This window comes from Acinetobacter sp. YH01019 (genome assembly GCF_013420285.1).
Classification (GTDB): Bacteria; Pseudomonadota; Gammaproteobacteria; order Pseudomonadales; family Moraxellaceae; genus Acinetobacter; species Acinetobacter gandensis.
On record NZ_VOYM01000068.1, the window covers coordinates 1 to 18,369 of the forward strand.

At 38.8% G+C, this 18,369-nt stretch carries 18 protein-coding genes; 7 read left to right on the forward strand and 11 right to left on the reverse strand.

The window, feature by feature from the left end; genetic code table 11:
• Nucleotides 1-338: 338 nt before the first annotated feature.
• The 3 genes from FTT84_RS13925 to FTT84_RS13935 all read right to left on the reverse strand — a co-directional run bounded on the left by FTT84_RS13925 (nucleotide 339) and on the right by FTT84_RS13935 (nucleotide 3,668).
• Nucleotides 339-1,658: an adenylosuccinate synthase gene (locus FTT84_RS13925; protein WP_067762623.1), complete on the reverse strand. Its 1,320-nt coding sequence runs from the start codon at nucleotides 1,656-1,658 to the stop codon at nucleotides 339-341.
• A gap of 64 nt (nucleotides 1,659-1,722) precedes the next feature.
• Nucleotides 1,723-2,889 carry an ATP phosphoribosyltransferase regulatory subunit gene (locus FTT84_RS13930; protein ID WP_180057421.1) on the reverse strand — a complete coding sequence of 389 codons (1,167 nt, stop codon included), beginning with the start codon at nucleotides 2,887-2,889 and terminating at the stop codon, nucleotides 1,723-1,725.
• A gap of 323 nt (nucleotides 2,890-3,212) precedes the next feature.
• Nucleotides 3,213-3,668: an Lrp/AsnC family transcriptional regulator gene (locus FTT84_RS13935; protein ID WP_067762625.1), complete on the reverse strand. Its 456-nt coding sequence runs from the start codon at nucleotides 3,666-3,668 to the stop codon at nucleotides 3,213-3,215.
• Nucleotides 3,669-3,812: 144 nt separating this feature from the next.
• Between FTT84_RS13935 and FTT84_RS13940 the strand changes: the two genes are divergently transcribed.
• Together FTT84_RS13940 and FTT84_RS13945 are read left to right on the forward strand one after the other, a co-directional pair.
• Nucleotides 3,813-4,559 carry an AzlC family ABC transporter permease gene (locus FTT84_RS13940; protein ID WP_180057419.1) on the forward strand — a complete coding sequence of 249 codons (747 nt, stop codon included), beginning with the start codon at nucleotides 3,813-3,815 and terminating at the stop codon, nucleotides 4,557-4,559.
• Nucleotides 4,556-4,855 (forward strand): AzlD family protein, encoded by a 300-nt coding sequence (locus FTT84_RS13945; protein ID WP_180057416.1) that lies wholly within the window; start codon nucleotides 4,556-4,558, stop codon nucleotides 4,853-4,855. Before FTT84_RS13940 ends, FTT84_RS13945 begins: the two co-directional genes overlap by 4 nt.
• A gap of 87 nt (nucleotides 4,856-4,942) precedes the next feature.
• Here FTT84_RS13945 and FTT84_RS13950 read toward each other — a convergent pair whose 3' ends face one another.
• The gene (locus FTT84_RS13950; RefSeq protein ID WP_180057444.1) at nucleotides 4,943-5,239 is read right to left on the reverse strand and encodes a hypothetical protein; all 297 of its coding nucleotides are present in this window, start codon (nucleotides 5,237-5,239) and stop codon (nucleotides 4,943-4,945) included.
• A gap of 195 nt (nucleotides 5,240-5,434) precedes the next feature.
• Nucleotides 5,435-6,463: a type I glyceraldehyde-3-phosphate dehydrogenase gene (gene gap, locus FTT84_RS13955; protein ID WP_067762628.1), complete on the reverse strand. Its 1,029-nt coding sequence runs from the start codon at nucleotides 6,461-6,463 to the stop codon at nucleotides 5,435-5,437.
• A gap of 175 nt (nucleotides 6,464-6,638) precedes the next feature.
• Between gap and FTT84_RS13960 the strand changes: the two genes are divergently transcribed.
• The 4 genes from FTT84_RS13960 (at nucleotide 6,639) to csrA (ending at nucleotide 12,626) form a co-directional block, all read left to right on the forward strand.
• Entirely contained in the window at nucleotides 6,639-7,454 is an 816-nt protein-coding gene (locus tag FTT84_RS13960; protein ID WP_067762629.1) for a hypothetical protein, read from the forward strand.
• Between the two features lie 338 nt (nucleotides 7,455-7,792).
• Complete coding sequence (alaS, locus tag FTT84_RS13965; protein ID WP_171256655.1) at nucleotides 7,793-10,486, forward strand: alanine--tRNA ligase; 2,694 nt, start codon at nucleotides 7,793-7,795, stop codon at nucleotides 10,484-10,486.
• Between the two features lie 350 nt (nucleotides 10,487-10,836).
• Nucleotides 10,837-12,117, forward strand: a complete 1,281-nt coding sequence (locus FTT84_RS13970) for an aspartate kinase (protein WP_067762632.1) — start codon at nucleotides 10,837-10,839, stop codon at nucleotides 12,115-12,117.
• Nucleotides 12,118-12,371: 254 nt separating this feature from the next.
• Complete coding sequence (csrA, locus tag FTT84_RS13975) at nucleotides 12,372-12,626, forward strand: carbon storage regulator CsrA (RefSeq protein WP_067762633.1); 255 nt, start codon at nucleotides 12,372-12,374, stop codon at nucleotides 12,624-12,626.
• A gap of 89 nt (nucleotides 12,627-12,715) precedes the next feature.
• Here csrA and rnhB read toward each other — a convergent pair whose 3' ends face one another.
• On the reverse strand, nucleotides 12,716-13,288 hold the full coding sequence (gene rnhB, locus FTT84_RS13980) for a ribonuclease HII (RefSeq protein WP_067762634.1): 573 nt from the start codon (nucleotides 13,286-13,288) through the stop codon (nucleotides 12,716-12,718).
• 77 nt (nucleotides 13,289-13,365) lie between these two features.
• Nucleotides 13,366-13,752 (reverse strand): hypothetical protein, encoded by a 387-nt coding sequence (locus tag FTT84_RS13985; RefSeq protein WP_067762635.1) that lies wholly within the window; start codon nucleotides 13,750-13,752, stop codon nucleotides 13,366-13,368.
• A gap of 212 nt (nucleotides 13,753-13,964) precedes the next feature.
• Between FTT84_RS13985 and FTT84_RS13990 the strand changes: the two genes are divergently transcribed.
• Entirely contained in the window at nucleotides 13,965-14,519 is a 555-nt protein-coding gene (locus tag FTT84_RS13990) for a cytochrome b (protein WP_067762669.1), read from the forward strand.
• A 71-nt stretch (nucleotides 14,520-14,590) separates the two neighbouring features.
• On the opposite strand, the gene FTT84_RS13995 is transcribed toward FTT84_RS13990, so the two are convergent.
• The 4 genes from FTT84_RS13995 to FTT84_RS14010 all read right to left on the reverse strand — a co-directional run bounded on the left by FTT84_RS13995 (nucleotide 14,591) and on the right by FTT84_RS14010 (nucleotide 18,020).
• Nucleotides 14,591-14,959, reverse strand: coding sequence for a hypothetical protein (locus tag FTT84_RS13995; protein WP_067762636.1), 369 nt, complete (start codon nucleotides 14,957-14,959; stop codon nucleotides 14,591-14,593).
• A gap of 66 nt (nucleotides 14,960-15,025) precedes the next feature.
• Nucleotides 15,026-16,027, reverse strand: coding sequence for an adenosine deaminase (locus FTT84_RS14000; protein WP_180057413.1), 1,002 nt, complete (start codon nucleotides 16,025-16,027; stop codon nucleotides 15,026-15,028).
• Between the two features lie 80 nt (nucleotides 16,028-16,107).
• Entirely contained in the window at nucleotides 16,108-17,430 is a 1,323-nt protein-coding gene (locus FTT84_RS14005) for an NCS2 family permease (protein ID WP_067762638.1), read from the reverse strand.
• A 386-nt stretch (nucleotides 17,431-17,816) separates the two neighbouring features.
• A complete protein-coding gene (locus FTT84_RS14010; RefSeq protein ID WP_067762639.1) occupies nucleotides 17,817-18,020 on the reverse strand; it encodes a hypothetical protein in 204 nt (67 codons plus the stop codon).
• Nucleotides 18,021-18,369: the final 349 nt, after the last annotated feature.

Below are 18,369 nucleotides of genomic sequence, written 5' to 3' on the forward strand. Positions count from 1 at the left end.
TGTTCCATTTTAGATATTTGTTTAAGATAAGATATAGCTCATTGAGATGTGTCATAGTATTCGTCGTTAGAAAACAATTATTGTGACATTATTTCAATGAGTTATCTATTTTTGTCGTGTACAGAGATAATTTATAATGATCTCTAGTTATTTATAAAGAATGTCAAATATATACAAAAAAATTAATCTCTCAATATTTTTACATATTTTTTTAAAATCTTTTTGAATCAATATGTTTTATTTAACAATTCAATTTATTATTCATTTTAACTAAAACAATTTATATAAAAAAAGCCTCGCATGAGCGAGGCCTTTCAACGTCTGAGTTCTAATGCGTATTAAGCATCGAATGGGTGACGTAGAATAATCGTTTCATCACGGTCTGGACCAGTTGAAATGATGTCGATTGGACATTCAATTAACTGCTCAAGGCGTTTAACGTAGTTTATAGCTGCTTCAGGCAATTGATCAATTGATTTTGCACCGAAAGTAGACTCAGACCAACCTGGCATAGTTTCATAGATTGGTTTTAAAGTTTCAAATGCAAGCGCATCAGAAGAACCGATACAACCCGAATCTGCTGCTTCGTAACCTACACAGATTTTCACTTCTTCTAAACCATCAAGAACGTCAAGTTTAGTTAAGCAAATACCAGAAAGTGAGTTCACTTCTACAGAACGGCGAAGGATTTCAGCATCGAACCAACCACAACGACGTTGACGACCAGTAGACGCACCAAATTCTGAACCAACAGTACCCAAGTGTTTACCGATTGCATCACCAACATCATTCGCTGCATCGTAAACAAGTTCTGTAGGGAATGGACCAGCACCTACACGAGTTGTGTATGCTTTAGTAATACCCAATACATAGTCAAGGTGCAAAGGACCAAGACCTGAACCCGAGCTTACGCCGCCCGCAGTTGTGTTTGAAGACGTTACATATGGATATGTACCATGGTCAACGTCAAGAAGTGAACCTTGAGCGCCTTCAAACATGATATTGTCACCGTTTTTACGGTATTTATGCAATTCGCCTGTTACATCCATCACTAATGGAGCAACCACTTTACGCCATTCGTCACAAAGCGCGATTACGTCTTCTAATTTAACTGCTTCTACGCCGTAGAATTGAGTCAATTGGAAGTTATGGTATTCAAGCAGCTCTTCAAGTTGAGCTTTAAGATGATCACCACCACGTACCAAGTCCGCAACACGTACTGCACGACGAGCCACTTTATCTTCATACGCTGGACCAATACCACGACCTGTAGTACCGATTTTCGCATTACCACGTTTTTTCTCACGCGCTTGGTCAAGTGCGATGTGGTTTGGAAGAATTAAAGGACAGTTTGGAGAAATACGTAAACGTTCTTTAACTGGCACGCCTTCTTTCTCTAAAACATCCATTTCATGGATAAGTGCTTCAGGAGAAAGAACAACACCGTTACCAATTAAGCACAATACGTTTTCACGTAAAATACCAGATGGAATGAGGTGTAATACAGTTTTCTTACCACCAACCACAAGTGTATGACCTGCGTTGTGTCCGCCTTGATAACGAACTACCGCAGCCGCTTGATCTGTGAGCAGGTCGACGATCTTACCTTTACCTTCGTCGCCCCATTGGGTACCAAGTACCACAACATTCTTGCCCATAATAGCCTCATTGCATCATGCTGTTAAAATTGAAAAACGTTTATGTGAGATACACATCACGCGATTAAATTTGTTTGATTGTCCACTCGCCATTTGCATTCACCAATTGATGGCTTGCAGATGAAACTGAGCTTAAATCATCATTACCTAACAATTGAACCACACTGAAACCTTCGTTTCGTGCTGATGCAATTGCATTTAATAAATCTGCTTCAATACCTTTGGGTGCAACCAAAACTTTAGCACTCTGAACTTGACCCGCAGTTAATGCATATAAGTCACAAGAGAAGCCTGTTGCTGGACGTGCACGACCAAAATGTTCACCAATACCATCATAGCGACCACCTTGAGCCAGTGGTGCAGCACGGTTTGGTGCATAAACGGCATACATTAAACCAGTGTGGTAGTGATATGAACGAAGTTCAACGACATCGATACCAATATGTAGTTCTGGCCAACGCGCCTGAATTGCGGCTTGTGTCGATTTCACTGCATCAAATGCAAGTTTAAATGCTTCGTTATTTAAAACTTCAGCACTTAAATTTGCTTGTAACGCATCTAAATCACTTGCAAAACGACCTAAGGTATAAAAATCTTGACCGAATTGAAGCGTTTGTGTGAATTCAGCCAACTCAGGCAAAGCTTTACGTTGATACAAGTCAGAAAGCTGACGTTCAATCGCTTTACTTAAACCAGCTTGCTTAACCAAGCTACGGAATAAACCGACATGCCCTAAATCTAGATGGATACCGTCTGAATGACCTGCTGTTTGAAGCAAGTTAATCATGACATCGATCAACTCAACGTCAGCATCAATGCTGTCCGAACCAAAAAGTTCTGCACCTAATTGTAATGGTGCACGTGTGGTATTAAATCCCTGAGGCTTAGTATGTAACACTGTTCCAGCGTAGCAATAACGAGCTACACCTTCGACAGGATGTACATGCGCATCAATACGAGCCACTTGTGGTGTCATATCGGCACGCACACCAAGTAAACGACCAGACAACTGATCGATAACTTTAAAAGTGGCTAAGTCTAAATCTTGATTCGATTCTGAAAGAGAAGATAGAGATTCGATGTATTCAATGAATGGCGTGTACACCAACTGATAACCTCGAGATGCGAGGAAATCTAATGCTTTACGACGCAAAGATTCAATCACTTGCGCCTGTTCTGGCAGTACATCAGCTACACCATCAGGTAATAACCATGTCTCTGAAATGGGCATGTTGTAAACCTAAATTCATGTCAGCGCGGAACGAATCCGCATAAAAAAATCGGGAGCACACCCGATTTCTCCTAGTTTAGCACGATAGTTTTCAGCTTGCACATGACTTTTTTATAAAAGATGCATAACTACTTATAGAATAATCAGACTTACTTCTTAATATTCATAAATAATTGTTTATTATTACCTTTTAAATTTCACAACCAAATTTATTTCAACCATTTGATAAAATATCATTCACTAATCTATACAATAAATACACTTTGAAGGACTATTTACAAAAATTCTTAGCGTTCAAACATTTAGCTTTAAAACCTAAAAATTTATTCCAATGGCAATGCCGTGGTCTTTTTCACCGTCTGTAAAGGAATTTCAGTTTTGACATTTTGCACACATTCAATTTGTGTTAAATGATGAATTTGAAACTTACGATAAGCTTCCAAATCGGCAACTACAATTCTTAAAAAGAAGTCACAATCGCCTGCCATGAGTTGACATTCCACTACTTCTGGCATGGTTTGGATCGCATCCACAAAACCATTCACAGTTTTTGCATCCTGCCCTTTCAACCAAATACGCGCAAAAACCGTCAGCCCAAGATTTAGTTTATTGGCATTTAACAGTGCAACATATTTTTCGATATAACCGTCATCTTCAAGCTGTTTGACCCGACGCAAACATGGCGATGGAGATAATCCTACCAATTGCGCAAGTTCATTATTTTGCAATTTTCCATTTATCTGCAATTCCTGCAAAATGCGCTTATCAATCTGATCCATCTTTTAACACTAAATTCCAAATTTATTTATATTTTAGCAATATTAGTTTAAACATAAAGCTAAAGATGCAAAAATCAGCGCCTAATTTCCATAAAATCCACCTAAAATAGCTGTTCTAATTATTTTAATGCAAAGAGCTTAAGCATGTTGTTGTTTAGAAACACCACATCACACTCAACTTCGTCACCGCAAGTGCTCGAGTTTAAGCGTGGACTCAAAACATCAATTCCTTTGCTCTTAGGCATCACACCGTTTGCATTGGTTTTAGGCGCTCAAGCCACTCAAAAAGGCTTCAGTACACTCGAAGTTCCATTACTCACAGGTTTAAACTTTGCTGGTGGCTCTGAATTTGCCATTTTAGAAATGTGGACTAATCCCCCCAATATTTTGATGTTGGTTTTCATTACATTTTTAGTGAATTGTCGACATTTATTGATGGGAGCAAGTTTAGTACCGTATTTACGTCATCTCCCGAATAAAACTGTTTTTCCAGCCTTATTCTTTATGGTGGATGAAAGTTGGGCCGTGGGTTTAGCAGATGCACAAAAAAAAGCACAATTGGTCGGTTATCACCGCGCATTTAGCATGATGTTTTATGCGGGTTTGTGCTTTGCCCTTTATTTAATGTGGGTCGGGTTCACCACTTTAGGTGCTGTGATCGGTCCTGTATTAGGCGATATCAATCGCTTCGGATTTGACATGGCATTCCCTGCTGTTTTTTTAGTGCTGTTACGCAGTATGTGGAAAGGCATGAGCGCAGCTCGTCCATGGCTGATTAGTCTCATCACCGCAGCACTTGCCTATTTGTATTTACCTTCGGGCTGGTATGTTCCAATTGGTGCTATCAGTGGCATTGTCTCTGCCTTTTTCTTGATTGGAGATGAGGCATGATTCACACACCGACCGTAATCGCTATTCTATTCATTGCTGCGACAACCTATCTCACCCGCATATTGGGCTATGTTTTATTGAAAAATCGTAGCTTAACCAATAAGCAACGTCAAATCATGGAAGTTGTACCTGGCTGTGTGCTCATTTCTGTGATCGCGCCATATTTCGTGAAAGATAATCCAGCAGATATGATTGCCATAATTATTACGCTGATTGCCGCTTCACGCTTTTCACTTTTACCAACCGTTGCTATCAGTATGGCTTCTGCCGCACTTTTGCGTTTGGTTTTAATCTGAAAATCAAAAAACACCATAGCGGGCTCGTCATGGTGTTTTAAAAGTGTGTGCTTTCTTTTCAACATTTGCTCATAATTGAGATAAATATCAATCCGATTTCACCATTTGACTAAGCAATGTCACGAGTTCGGCATTTTGCAATTCAACTTTTTGTAATTTTTGCGTGGTCTGATCAAGTACTTCTTGTTGCGTATGCATTTTTTTCGCCAGATCTTGCATAATTTCTAAAGTCTTTTTTAAATTCGCTTCTAAATGCGCTACTTTTTCTTCGAGTGGTAATGTTTCATGTGCAGTGGATTGTGAAACGTCACGATTAAATTGCAGCCAAATCAAAAATATGACAGCCAATGACAATAATAAAATGAATCCCCAAAGTAACATCAGCATCATGCGTAAAACTCTTATTACATTTATTTGTATTTCATCTTACTAAAATCAATTGATATTAAGTAAAGAATTTAATGTTTTTCAATATTTTTTAGGTCATTAACTTGCGAAGATGTATTTCAATTATCAATGAAAAATCTAAGCGTCATGTAAAAAAGCACCTCCTTTGAGATGCTTTAAACTTATTTTTCTTTATGCAGCATGAAAACTTTCACACAGATCAAGTAAACGATTTGCATAGCCCCATTCATTATCATACCAAGCAAAAACTTTCACTTGATTACCCACCACCATGGTTTGGGTTAAATCCACAATTAGTGAGTAAGGTGAATGATTAAAGTCGGACGATACTAAGGGCTCATCCGTCACTTGCATGATTTCTACATAATCGTGCTGTGCAGCCTTTACTAAGACTTCATTGATACGGTGTACTGTTACAGGCGATTGTGCAATAAAAGTTAAATCAATTGCGGCCACATTGATGGTTGGTACGCGAATTGAATATCCATCTATACGCCCTTCCATTTTAGGCATCACGCGTTTAAGTGCACCCAAAGCCGAAGATGTGGTCGGAATAATATTTTGACCTGAAGCACGGGCACGACGTAAATCACGATGTGCGTGATCCAAAACAGATTGATCAGCGGTGACTGCATGGATTTCAGTCATCAATGCCGTTTCTATACCGAAGGCATCATCAATAATTTTCACTAAAGGTACTAAGGCTTGCGTAGTACATGACACACTAGAAATAATTTGATCACTGGCTTTGACTTCGTAATGATTTACACCATAAACAATCGCAGCATCAACGGTATCAAAAGGCGCTGCACCAATAATCACGCGTTTAGCACCCGCAGTTAGATGTTGAGTGGCTGCTTCGCGTGAGCGAAATAGACCTGTACATTCAAGTACCACATCGACACCGAGTAACTGCCAAGGCAAATTCTGCGGTTTGGCTTCATTCAATATTTGGACATTTAAATGTGCATCTGCATAACGAATATCGAGAAAAATTTTGTTATTTTCTTCAATAATTTCAACATTCCCAGCAAAGCGGCCATGTGTTGTATCGTATTTAAACAAATGCACCATGGTCTCAACATCAGCAATATCATTAATGGCAACAATTTCATAATGAAATTCTTTAGGATTTTCAAACCATGCACGTAAAACATTACGTCCGATTCGACCAAATCCGTTAATTGCCACTCGTTGCATGACTTACCCTTCATTTTGAAACAGTTATAAAGCGCTTATATATTAAAGGATTTCAACAATAATTCGTAATCATTAATTCTCTTAATACTTATTAAAATGGGTGTTGAGTGAAAACATTCAAAATAGCTTTTCGACTTTATAATGAAGAAAAATATTCTATAGACCATAAATCACAATGATGAAGCAAACACTACAACCATTTTATTTGTTCTGGCAAAAGCTTAAACCTACAAAGCTCTTTTACGCTTCCATCTCAATATTTTTGATATTTTTATTAGGTTCAACCGAGACTACAGCGCAAATATATCAACACTGTTCATCAGCGGATATACAAAAATTACAGCGCCTATTCTCAGACAATAATTCCGCCAATACCAATAAACCTGTATTTCAGGACTGCATTCAACTTCAGCATAGTCGTCGATTATTAGCCCTTTCTAGTAATGCGACTGACGTGATTCAGGACAATGCGGGCAATTATGATCTAAATCTTTATCTTATAGATAAAGGCACATTTCAAGTACTAAAAGTATTTAAGTCACCTAAAGGCATTGTGCCTACGACACGTTTAGATAAGGTTCAATTTGATCTCACCCCCTATGCAAAAGATCAGGACTTGGTGGGTATTGCTTTAAAACAATCGCACATAGGCGGTATTCATTCATCAAGACGATTGCTTTACCTATATGCCATTCAAACTGATTCAAAAATTTTAGCTGTCTTAAATGGACTAATGACCAACTACAACAGCAGTACACAAAGTGCTTGTGATGACTGGAATACTGAAGAATTGAAGCGCACCTTGCACATCAGCAATCAAACCCATAAGGGCTTCCCTATTTTCTTAATCAAAGAGTCGAGCATTAGCAGCCATTACAATCACAAAAACTGCAAAGCGTCCGCTGAACATGACCAAGGTCGTTATCAGCTCAAATTTGATGGCAAGGAATTCCCCATTCAACACATAAAAAAGACAGATCCTGACTTATAAGCTGATTCATTCACGCCTTTAAAATTTGAAAATGCGTTTAGGATTTAAGTAAAATTTCATCTCAAATTTCATCTCAAATTTCACCCTAAATTTATAAATAAACCAAAGTACCATTGAGTAAAAACTGCCAAAATTTTCACAACCATAATGAAAATGAATCAATTCAAATGAATTATATAAAAAGTCATATAGTTCATTGAAAATCATTGGTCGCTACGCCTTTTTCCGTTATAATTTAGCGTTTTTAAATTTTATGTCAGCATCTCAAGCCAGCTTTAAAATTTTGTAAGACTTGCTTGATATGCTATTACCAAATCGAAATTAGGAGAGACTTGGTTGTGAGTACTCGTTTTATGACATCAGCTGAAATTCGCGAAGCTTTTTTAAGCTACTTTGAATCGCAAGGGCATACACGTGTCGCGTCGAGTTCTCTGGTACCTGCCAACGACCCAACATTATTGTTCACCAACGCGGGTATGAACCAGTTCAAAGACTGCTTCCTTGGTCTTGAAAAACGTGACTACGTTCGTGCTACATCTTCACAAAAATGTGTACGTGCAGGTGGTAAACACAACGATTTAGACAACGTTGGTTATACAGCGCGTCACCATACATTCTTTGAAATGTTGGGTAACTTCTCATTTGGTGATTACTTTAAACGTGATGCAATCAAATTCGCATGGGACTTTTTAACTGGCGAACAATGGTTAGCACTTCCAAAAGATAAACTATATGCCACTGTTTACCATACCGATGATGAAGCTTTTGATATCTGGAACAAAGAAATTGGTCTAGATGCTTCTCGTATCATCCGTATTGGTGATAACAAAGGCGAAAAATACGCATCAGATAACTTCTGGGCAATGGGCGATACAGGTCCATGTGGTCCATGTTCTGAAATCTTCTTTGACCATGGCGATCACATTTGGGGTGGCTTACCAGGCACGCCTGAAGAAGATGGCGACCGTTTCATTGAAATTTGGAACAACGTATTCATGCAGTTTAACCGTACTGCTGATGGCGTATTACACCCGCTTCCTGCACCTTCTGTAGATACAGGTATGGGCTTAGAGCGTATTTCTGCGGTTTTACAACACGTAAACTCAAACTACGAAATCGATCTATTCCAAAACTTACTCAAAGACGCTGCACAAATTATTGGTTTAGATACATCTGAACTTGAAGCGAAAGCACAAGCAGAAAATAAACCTGTTGAATACCCTGCTTCTCTTAAAGTGGTTGCTGACCACGCGCGTTCATGCTGCTTCCTCATTGCAGATGGTGTTAACCCATCAAACGAAGGTCGTGGTTATGTACTTCGCCGGATTATTCGCCGTGCAGTGCGTCACGGTAATAAATTAGGTGCGACTGGTTCATTCTTCCACAAAATGCTTCAACCATTAATTAATGTAATGGGCGCTGCATACCCTGAGCTTGAAGCACAAAAAGCGCGTATCGAAGCACAGCTTTTGAAAGAAGAAGAACAGTTTGCTAAAACACTTGAGCAAGGTTTGAAATTGCTTGAAGGTGAATTGGCTCAACTGAAAGGTTCAGTGATTCCAGGCGAAACCGTATTTAAACTCTATGACACTTATGGCTTCCCAACTGACTTAACTGCTGACATCGCACGTGAACGTGATTTAACGATTGATGAAGCTGGCTTTGAAGTTGAAATGGCTGCTCAACGTCAACGTGCACGTGATGCTGGTAAATTTGCAGTTGACTACAACAGCATTGTTAAGGTTGATGGCGAAACTCAATTTGATGGCTATGAAGCAACTCAAGGTCAAGGTCAAATTGTTGCGATCTATAAAGATGGCGAACAAGTTGACGAAGTGTTTGAAGGCGACGAAGCACTGATCGTACTGAACCAAACACCGTTCTATGCAGAAAGTGGTGGTCAAGTTGGCGATACAGGTATCTTCAAAAACGAAACTGGTATTTTTGAAGTACAAGACACCAAAAAATCTGGTGGTGCTTTTGTACACCAAGGCATCGTGACCATGGGCAACTTAAAGGCTGCTCAAGCGGTAGAAGCAATTGTTAAAGCTGATTTGCGTGACGCAACTGCCCGCAACCACTCTGCAACTCACCTTCTACATGCAGCGCTCCGCAAAGTACTGGGTACACATGTACAACAAAAGGGTTCATTGGTTGCAAGCGAACTATTACGTTTCGACTTTGCTAATGACCAACCTGTGTCATTTGAACAACTGCAAGAAATCGAACGTATTGTTAATGCTGAAGTGATTGCTAACACTGCTGTTTCTACTGAACTTTTAGACATCGATGCTGCCAAAGAAAAAGGCGCAATGATGTTGTTCGGTGAAAAGTATGGCGACGAAGTACGTGTATTGTCTATGGGTTCAATCTCTGAAGATAAAAACTTCTCCATTGAACTTTGTGGCGGTATTCATGTAAAACGCACCGGTGATATTGGTCTATTCAAAATCACGTCTGAAGGTGGTGTTGCTGCTGGCGTACGCCGTATAGAAGCTGTTACAGGCACAAAAGCAGTTGAAGTAGCACAAAAAGCTGATCGTGATATTCACGCAATCAACGATTTGTTAAAAGCACAAAAAGATCAAACTTTAGAAAAAGTTGAAGTGCTTTCTCACACAGCATCTAGCTTGCAAAAGCAAATTGAACAATTGAACCAAAAACTAGCGAGTTTCCAAGCTGCTGAGCTTTTAGGTCAAGTTCAAGACATCGCAGGCCGCAAAACATTAATTACAACAGTAAACAATGTAGATGCGAAATCACTGCGTAACTTACATGACGGTGTTAAATCTAAGTTAGACAATGCCGTTATCGTGATTGCTGCTGTAGATGCCGACAAAGTCAGCTTGATTGCTTCAGTGGCGAAAGAATACACAGCAACTGTAAAAGCGGGTGACATCATCAAGCACCTTGGTCAAGAACTTGGTGGTAAAGGTGGTGGTAAACCTGACATGGCTCAAGGTGGTGCGCCATATAGCGACAAACTTGAAGCTGTAATGACTGACCTTGTTGCATGGTTAGCTGCAAAATAAGACCAAAAGTCCTATCGCCTAAGGTGACTCTCCTTACCTTAGGCCAATCAACCGGTTTAAGTAGTGTGTTTTTTAATGCTGGATCCTACTTAAACCACGTTGATGCGTATACACGCAAACTCAATCATTCATGTTGAAAGCAACATTCAACCTCTGGTTATATGATGAAGATGGAGTCTAAAAGGCTGTGTTCACTTGAACCACCTGCGGACACAAAGTATCTATTGAACAAAACCTACCTCGGCATTGTTCAGGAGCTACGTGGTATATTAAAACCGCACTCAATTGTGGTCTTAAAATATGTGTAAGTGCTTTAAGTCTTTAGACTTATTTACTTGGTAAGGATAGTTATGGCATTAATCGTTCAAAAATATGGCGGTACCTCAATGGGTACTCCAGAGCGCATTTTAAATGTTGCTCGTCGTGTAAAGCGTTGGCATGATCACGGTCACAAAGTTGTGGTTGTTGTATCTGCAATGAGTGGCGAAACCAATCGTCTACTTGCTTTAGCGAAAGCCATTACCGAAACCCCTGATCCACGCGAATTAGACCAAATGGTGTCTACAGGTGAACAGGTAACGATTTCTATGTTAGCAATGGCACTTAACTCAATTGGTGTTGAAGCTAAATCTCTTACAGGCCGTCAAGTTGGTATTAAAACCGACAGCGCGTTCAATAAAGCACGTATTGAATCTATTGACACAGATGTCCTCACCTCCAACCTAGATGCCGGTCGTGTACTTGTTGTTGCTGGTTTCCAAGGTTTTGATGCTGATGGCAATACAACCACTTTAGGTCGTGGCGGCTCAGATACTTCTGGTGTGGCACTTGCTGCAGCACTCAAAGCAGATGAATGCCAAATCTACACAGACGTTGATGGTGTTTACACCACTGACCCACGTGTCGCTCCAAAAGCGAAAAAAGTTGATCGTATTTCTTTTGAAGAAATGCTGGAAATGGCATCACTTGGTTCAAAAGTCCTTCAAATTCGCTCTGTAGAATTTGCAGGTAAATACCAAGTGCCTTTACGCGTATTATCAAGTTTTGATAATGACGATGATGGCGCATTCGACGAAGACTTTAAACAAAACGTCGGTACACTAATCACCACAGAAGCGGAAGATAACATGGAACAACCAATCATCTCAGGCATCGCATTCAACCGTGATGAAGCTAAATTAACAATTCTTGGTGTTCCAGACGAACCAGGTATTGCAGCAAACATTTTGTGCCCAATTGGCGATGCAAACATCGAAATCGATATGATCATCCAAAATGTTGAAGAAGATGGTACAACTGATTTTACGTTCACTGTTAACCGTAGCGAACTTGCAAAAGCTAAATCAATTCTTGAAGCAACTGCTCAAGAAATTGGCGCACGTGAAGTTGCTACACGTTCAGACATCGTTAAAGTATCAATCGTTGGTGTTGGTATGCGTTCGCATGCTGGTGTCGCAAGCAAAATGTTTACAGCACTTGCAAAAGAAGGTATCAACATTTTGATGATCTCTACATCTGAAATCAAAATTTCAGTGATCATTGAAGAAAACTACTTAGAACTTGCTGTACGTGCACTGCACACAGCATTCGGTCTTGACCGCGAAACTGGTGAATCAAGCGTTCGTGCTTAATTAACCATGCAAGGTGTCAATTTTTGTCATTGTTAGACAGATTTTGAAAAACATCGTAAAAATACAGAGCCACTATAGTTTTTTTTATAGTGGCTCTGTTATATTAACCCTGAGGATTTTGAAAAAATTTAATTAGAATTGTATCTGTCACAATGAATGTTTCAGATGTTCTGTTAAAATTTTTTTGCTTTTACAGGTTATGAATTTTACATAATTGATCAATTGCAGGTTTTGCATTTTGCAAGGAGATAAACATGCTGATTCTGACTCGTCGTGTCGGAGAAACATTAATGATTGGGGACCAAGTCAGCGTGACTGTACTTGGGGTTAAAGGTAATCAGGTTCGTATTGGTGTGAATGCACCAAAAGAAGTATCTGTACACCGCGAAGAAATCTACCAACGCATTCAACATGAACGTGCGATGCACGAACATCTCCAAAATATTGATCAAGAATATCAACCTTCTTTCGAAGAAGGTGATTTTCCACAGAACAATTATAATCGTTAAGATTAAATGCGTTTCAAAAATAAAGCGGCTTATTAGCCGCTTTAAATTTATCTAAAATATTCTTCTCAAATCTCACAATGAGATAAAGCTTAAGCTTTCGCCTCTAGAACTTTACGTACCGGACCAAAGCTACGACGGTGCTCATCAATAACACCAAACTCAGCTATCGCTTCAAAATGCGCTTTAGTCGGATAGCCTTTATGCTTTGCAAAACCATACTGCGGATATTTTGCATCAAGTTCTACCATTTCATGGTCTCGAGTAACTTTTGCTAAAATACTGGCAGCCGAAATTTCAGCATGTATTGCATCACCACCAACCACGGCATCACAGCTCATGCTAAGCCCTTGTGGGACTTTATTGCCATCAACCAGCACGTGATCAGGTTGAATTGCCAATTGTTCAACAGCACGACGCATTGCTAAGAGAGAAGCTTGCAAAATATTGATCTCGTCAATTTCAGCAGCCGAACTTTCAGCAATCGCCCAAGCCAATGCTTTTTCTTTAATTTCGACAAACAGTTTTTCCCGTTTTTTTTCGGTGAGCTTTTTAGAGTCATTTAATCCCTCAATTGGATTATTTGGATCTAAAATAACAGCTGCCGCCACAACTGAACCCACCAATGGGCCACGCCCTGCCTCATCTGCACCAGCTACTTTCATTTCTTTTCTCACACAATAAAAAACGACCCTCTTGCGCCAAAACCAGCTCAGCGTAGAGGATCGTTTTATTTCAATACTTAGTTTTTGAGTGTTTCAACTACGCATGCATTTAATGTATTCGTAACAATTTTAGCTGCAAGATTTGCTTGTGACGTTTTATCCATTGCCGCAACAACTAAATCTGTAGCAGTAACACTGGTCGTCGCTTTTTCACCGACACATGAACATACTTCAGTTTGAAGTTCAGACTTTTGAGTCTCAGTTAAAACTTTAGAAGCAGTTTTCCAATATGTATTGTTATTTAATTCAGTTACGCATTTCGCTTGCACGCCTACTTTAACCGCCATCATTGCAAGACTATTGGTCGTTGTTGCAGCCGAAGTACCTGTACCAGTGGTACCTGTTGCAGCACATGCAGAAAGAACTAAGGTAAGTGGCGCTAGAACTGCAGCTAATTTTTTCACAGATGAATCCTTTGTTATGTTAATCAGTGGGCGTATTGTGCACCAACTCGCCCTATAAACGGTAAGTCTATTTAAAAATAATGCTGTAATTGTGTAGTTTAACAGCAAAATCAGTGTTGCAAATTCTCAATACTGTGTCTCAGTTACATGTATGTTTTCAAGCACAAGAATGCTTTAATATCTTTCATCGTATAAATTTTTTACTTTTCAAAATGAACAATAATTCGCAATATTACACGCGTACTGCTCAAATTCTACATTGGTTAATGGCTATTATTTTTATTGGTGCATGGATCATTGGCTTTTATAGTGGAAACTTTTTAAGTTATGACGTCGATGGTAGTTTTAAAGGTCAAGTCATTACCTTACATAAAAATATTGCAACGACCATCATTTTCCTTGTAGTCATTCGTATTTTTTGGCGATACACCCATCCTGCCCCTGAACTCCCAAATACAATGTCTAAAAATATGAAGACATTAGCTCACTTTGGCCATTTAGCACTGTATTTTATGTTACTAGCACTTCCAATTACTGGTTGTTTATTTAGTTGGAGCGCTGGACACCCTGCGCCTGTGCTGTATTTATTTGAAATTCCACGTTTAGTACAAGACAATCCCGAATTACTTGCGATTGTTAAACCTTTACATATTTGGATTTCTTGGGCTGCTGGAGTACTGTTAGTTGGCCATATTCTTGCAGCATTAAAACATCACTTTATTGATAAAGACCACGTACTCAAAAGCATGACGCAACAACCGAAATAGAGTATTCGAACTTTATTTTTTTCCAAAATTTAAAAAGCCACTTTATCGTGGCTTTTTAAATCCTAATAGTCTTAATTTAGTGCCTGCTGCGCACAACCACGTAGACTATTTAAAACCGCTTTTGAAATTAATTTATTTTTTTCAGATTCACTTACCGCGGCTGTCATCAAATCTTTAGCTGTCATTTCATCCATTGCATGTTCACTCACACACTGGCAAATGGCTGTTTGATTGTCTTTCTTTTGCGCCGCACTCATAAACATAGATGCTCCTTTCCACACTTTAGATGCATTCAGTTCTTGCCCACACTGATATTCGATAACAGGTTTCAACATTTTTTGACTGAGACTTTGCGACTTTTCCGCCATTGCAGCAGAGCTCAATCCCACTGTTAAAACAGCAACGATTAAGTTGAAAGAAAAAATTGACGATGATTTCATGACAGATAACTTAGACAAATAAAAAAGGCAGTGAGGATTCACTGCCTAAGTAGTATACGCCGATGTTTAATTCAACGCCTTGATCTTTTCTACCCAAGTTTGCTTATCTTCATCTGATATGAATGACGCTTCAAATGAATTAATAGCAAGCTGTTTCAATTCATCATTATCTAATGCTAGCGCTTCTGCAATAGCAATAAAATTATCATTCATATAGCCACCAAAATATGATGGATCATCTGAATTGACAGTGACATGTACACCTTGCTGCAATAAGCGACGAATATTATGATCAGCCATATCATTCACCACACAAAGTTTTAAATTACTCAGTGGGCAAACGGTTAATGGCATTTTTTCAGCAATGAGACGCTGCATCAATTTAGGGTCTTCTTCAGAACGAACGCCATGATCGACACGGTTCACTTTTAATAAGTCTAGCGCTTCCCAAACGTATTCTGCGGGACCTTCTTCACCAGCATGTGCAACCACCAAGAAACCTTCTTCACGTGCTTGTGCAAATACACGCTCAAATTTAGAAGGTGGATGTCCAACCTCACTCGAGTCTAAACCCACACCAATAATTTGTTCTTTATATGGCAATGCTTGTTGCAATGTTTCAAATGCCGCTTCTTCTGACAAATGGCGTAAGAAGCACATAATCAAATGTGAGCTAATTCCAAATTTTGCTTTTGCATCGTCACAAGCACGTTGCAAACCATTTATAACTGTCGCAAATGCAACACCACGATCGGTATGGGTTTGTGGATCAAAGAACATCTCAGTATGAACCACATGATCTGCTGCACATTTTTTAAAATATGCCATCGCTAGATCATAGAAATCTTGTTCAACAATCAGGACATTTGCACCCGCATAATAAATGTCGAGGAATGATTGTAGATTGTGAAAGTTATATGCTTGTTTTACTTCCTCAACCGATTTATACGGGATTTCAATCTGGTTGCGCTGTGCTATAGCAAACATTAACTCAGGCTCAAATGTGCCTTCAATATGTACATGCAATTCAGCTTTAGGCATGCGTTGAATCAGCTCAAGTTGGTTCATATCCTAACCTCGTAAAATTCATGTTCAGAAAATAAAAAAGGGTGTAAACAACGTTTACACCCTCCTGTGTTTAGGGTGTATTAACCACCAAACAACGCAAATTTAAGTGCCCAAAGTACAGCAATAATCCATACCATATACGGTACAGTTGCTGCTTTACCTGTGAACAATTTCACTAATGCGTAGCTAATAAAGCCCATCGCAATACCGTCTGCAATTGAGTATGTAAACGGCATGAAAATAATCGTTAAAAATGCTGGAACGGCTTCAGTAATATCATCCCATTCAATGTGAACGATACCTTGAATCATCAACACACCAACGAACAGTAGTGCTGGCGCAGTCGCAAAACCAGGTACAGATTGTGCAAGCGGTGCCAAGAATAAACACAGCAAAAACAACACTGCAACAACAACAGCAGTTAAGCCAGTACGACCACCCGCAGCAACACCTGCAGAAGATTCAATATAAGGTGTTGTTGAAGATGTACCTAATGCAGCACCTGCAACAATCGCTGATGAGTCAGCAAATAACGCTTTTTTCAGACGTGGTAATTTTCCATCTTTTAACAAGCCTGCACGGTGAGAAACACCCACCAATGTACCTGTAGAGTCAAACAAATCGACTAAGAAGAAGACAAAAATTACACCAATCAAGCTTGCTTCAAACAAACCAGAGAAGTCCATTTGCATAAATGTCGGTGCAATTGATGGAATATGACCAACAACGCCTTGGAATTCATTAAAGCCAAACATGGTTGCAATAGCAGTAATTGCAAGGATACTGATGATGATCGCACCACGCACCTTGAACTGATGCATAATGACAATCAATAGGAAGCCAAGCAAAGCCAACAGTACAGATGGTTGACCCAAATCACCCAAGCCAACTAGAGTTGCTTCATTCTTCACAATAATGCCAGCATTTTTTAATGCAACTAAAGCAAGGAACAAACCAATACCACCGCCAATCGCAAGTTTAAGTGACATTGGGATTGAATTGACAATCGCCTCACGAATCTTAAACATACTGATTGCGATAAAGATTAAACCTGATACAAATACTGCTGCTAATGCAGTTTGCCAAGGTACACCCATTCCTAAACATACAGAATAAGTAAAGTACGCGTTTAATCCCATACCGGGCGCAAGTGCAATTGGATAGTTAGCTACAAGCCCCATAACCAAACAGCCGATAGCTGCGGCTAAACAGGTTGCAACGAAGACAGCCCCATGATCCATCCCTGTAGCGGACAAAATCATTGGATTGACAATAATGATGTAACACATCGTAAGGAATGTAGTTACACCTGCAATCACTTCTGTTTTAAACGTCGTTTTGTTTTCACTCAGTTTAAACAGGCGTTCAAGCATATTTTCGGAAGATGGATTAGGAGTCGTCATGACCTAGCCCCTATTAAGTAAACTTTATGCCTTTGGCATTCCACAAAATTAATCATGATGTTTTCCCATCATTAATTTTGTAGAAATTCTAGCAATGTACATGCCAGCAAGGCTGATTTAGGGTTTAAAACAATCCTTTTTTCAGCATATTACACACTGAAAAATGCAAACAAAAAAGCTGCATAACCATATGCAGCCTTATTTTAACTCCATTTAATCAGACTTAAATTCAATAAAATCTGACCAAATGTATGAGCAGCAAAATTATAACACATTGATTTTTTAATGTTTCCACAATTTCATCGCAATATTAATCTAGTAAATTTAAATCACTGTTTTAATTATATGTTTATGTATTATTATATATAAAAATAATGTATCTTGACCTATAAGCTATTATTTATGTCTTGTTTAGACATTGTTTCAGAATAAGCAAATTTTGCTTGTTCAGTACGATTAAAAGTCTGATCATCATATTCATTGAATACTTGATCAGCTTCCTGTTGCTTTTTTAATTCAGCATTTTTATAAACAGAAAACCCTAGATAGCAAACACTCAACATTAAGATTGGTATAATTAGTTTTTTCATAACTAAAAATTATTCTTGATTAAACTTTGAATTATCATAACAAAAATTACACATCATTATGTGACATAAATCACACTATTTTGAATTATTTTTAATATTCTTTGCTGTTTTGTGTATAAACCGTAAAAAATGTAATTCAATTTTCACGTTAAGTTTGTGTGATCCATGCCAAGATTCAGGTATTTTAGTCTTTTTTATTTATTAAAAAATTATAAAAAACAACTCTGTACACGACAAATTTCACAGAACCCTTATCCTATCAGGCTTCTGCCTTCTTAAAATTGCCAAAATCTCCTTAAACTCTTCTTTTTTCCCAAAACCAATTAAACGCTGAATCGCCATTTGAACA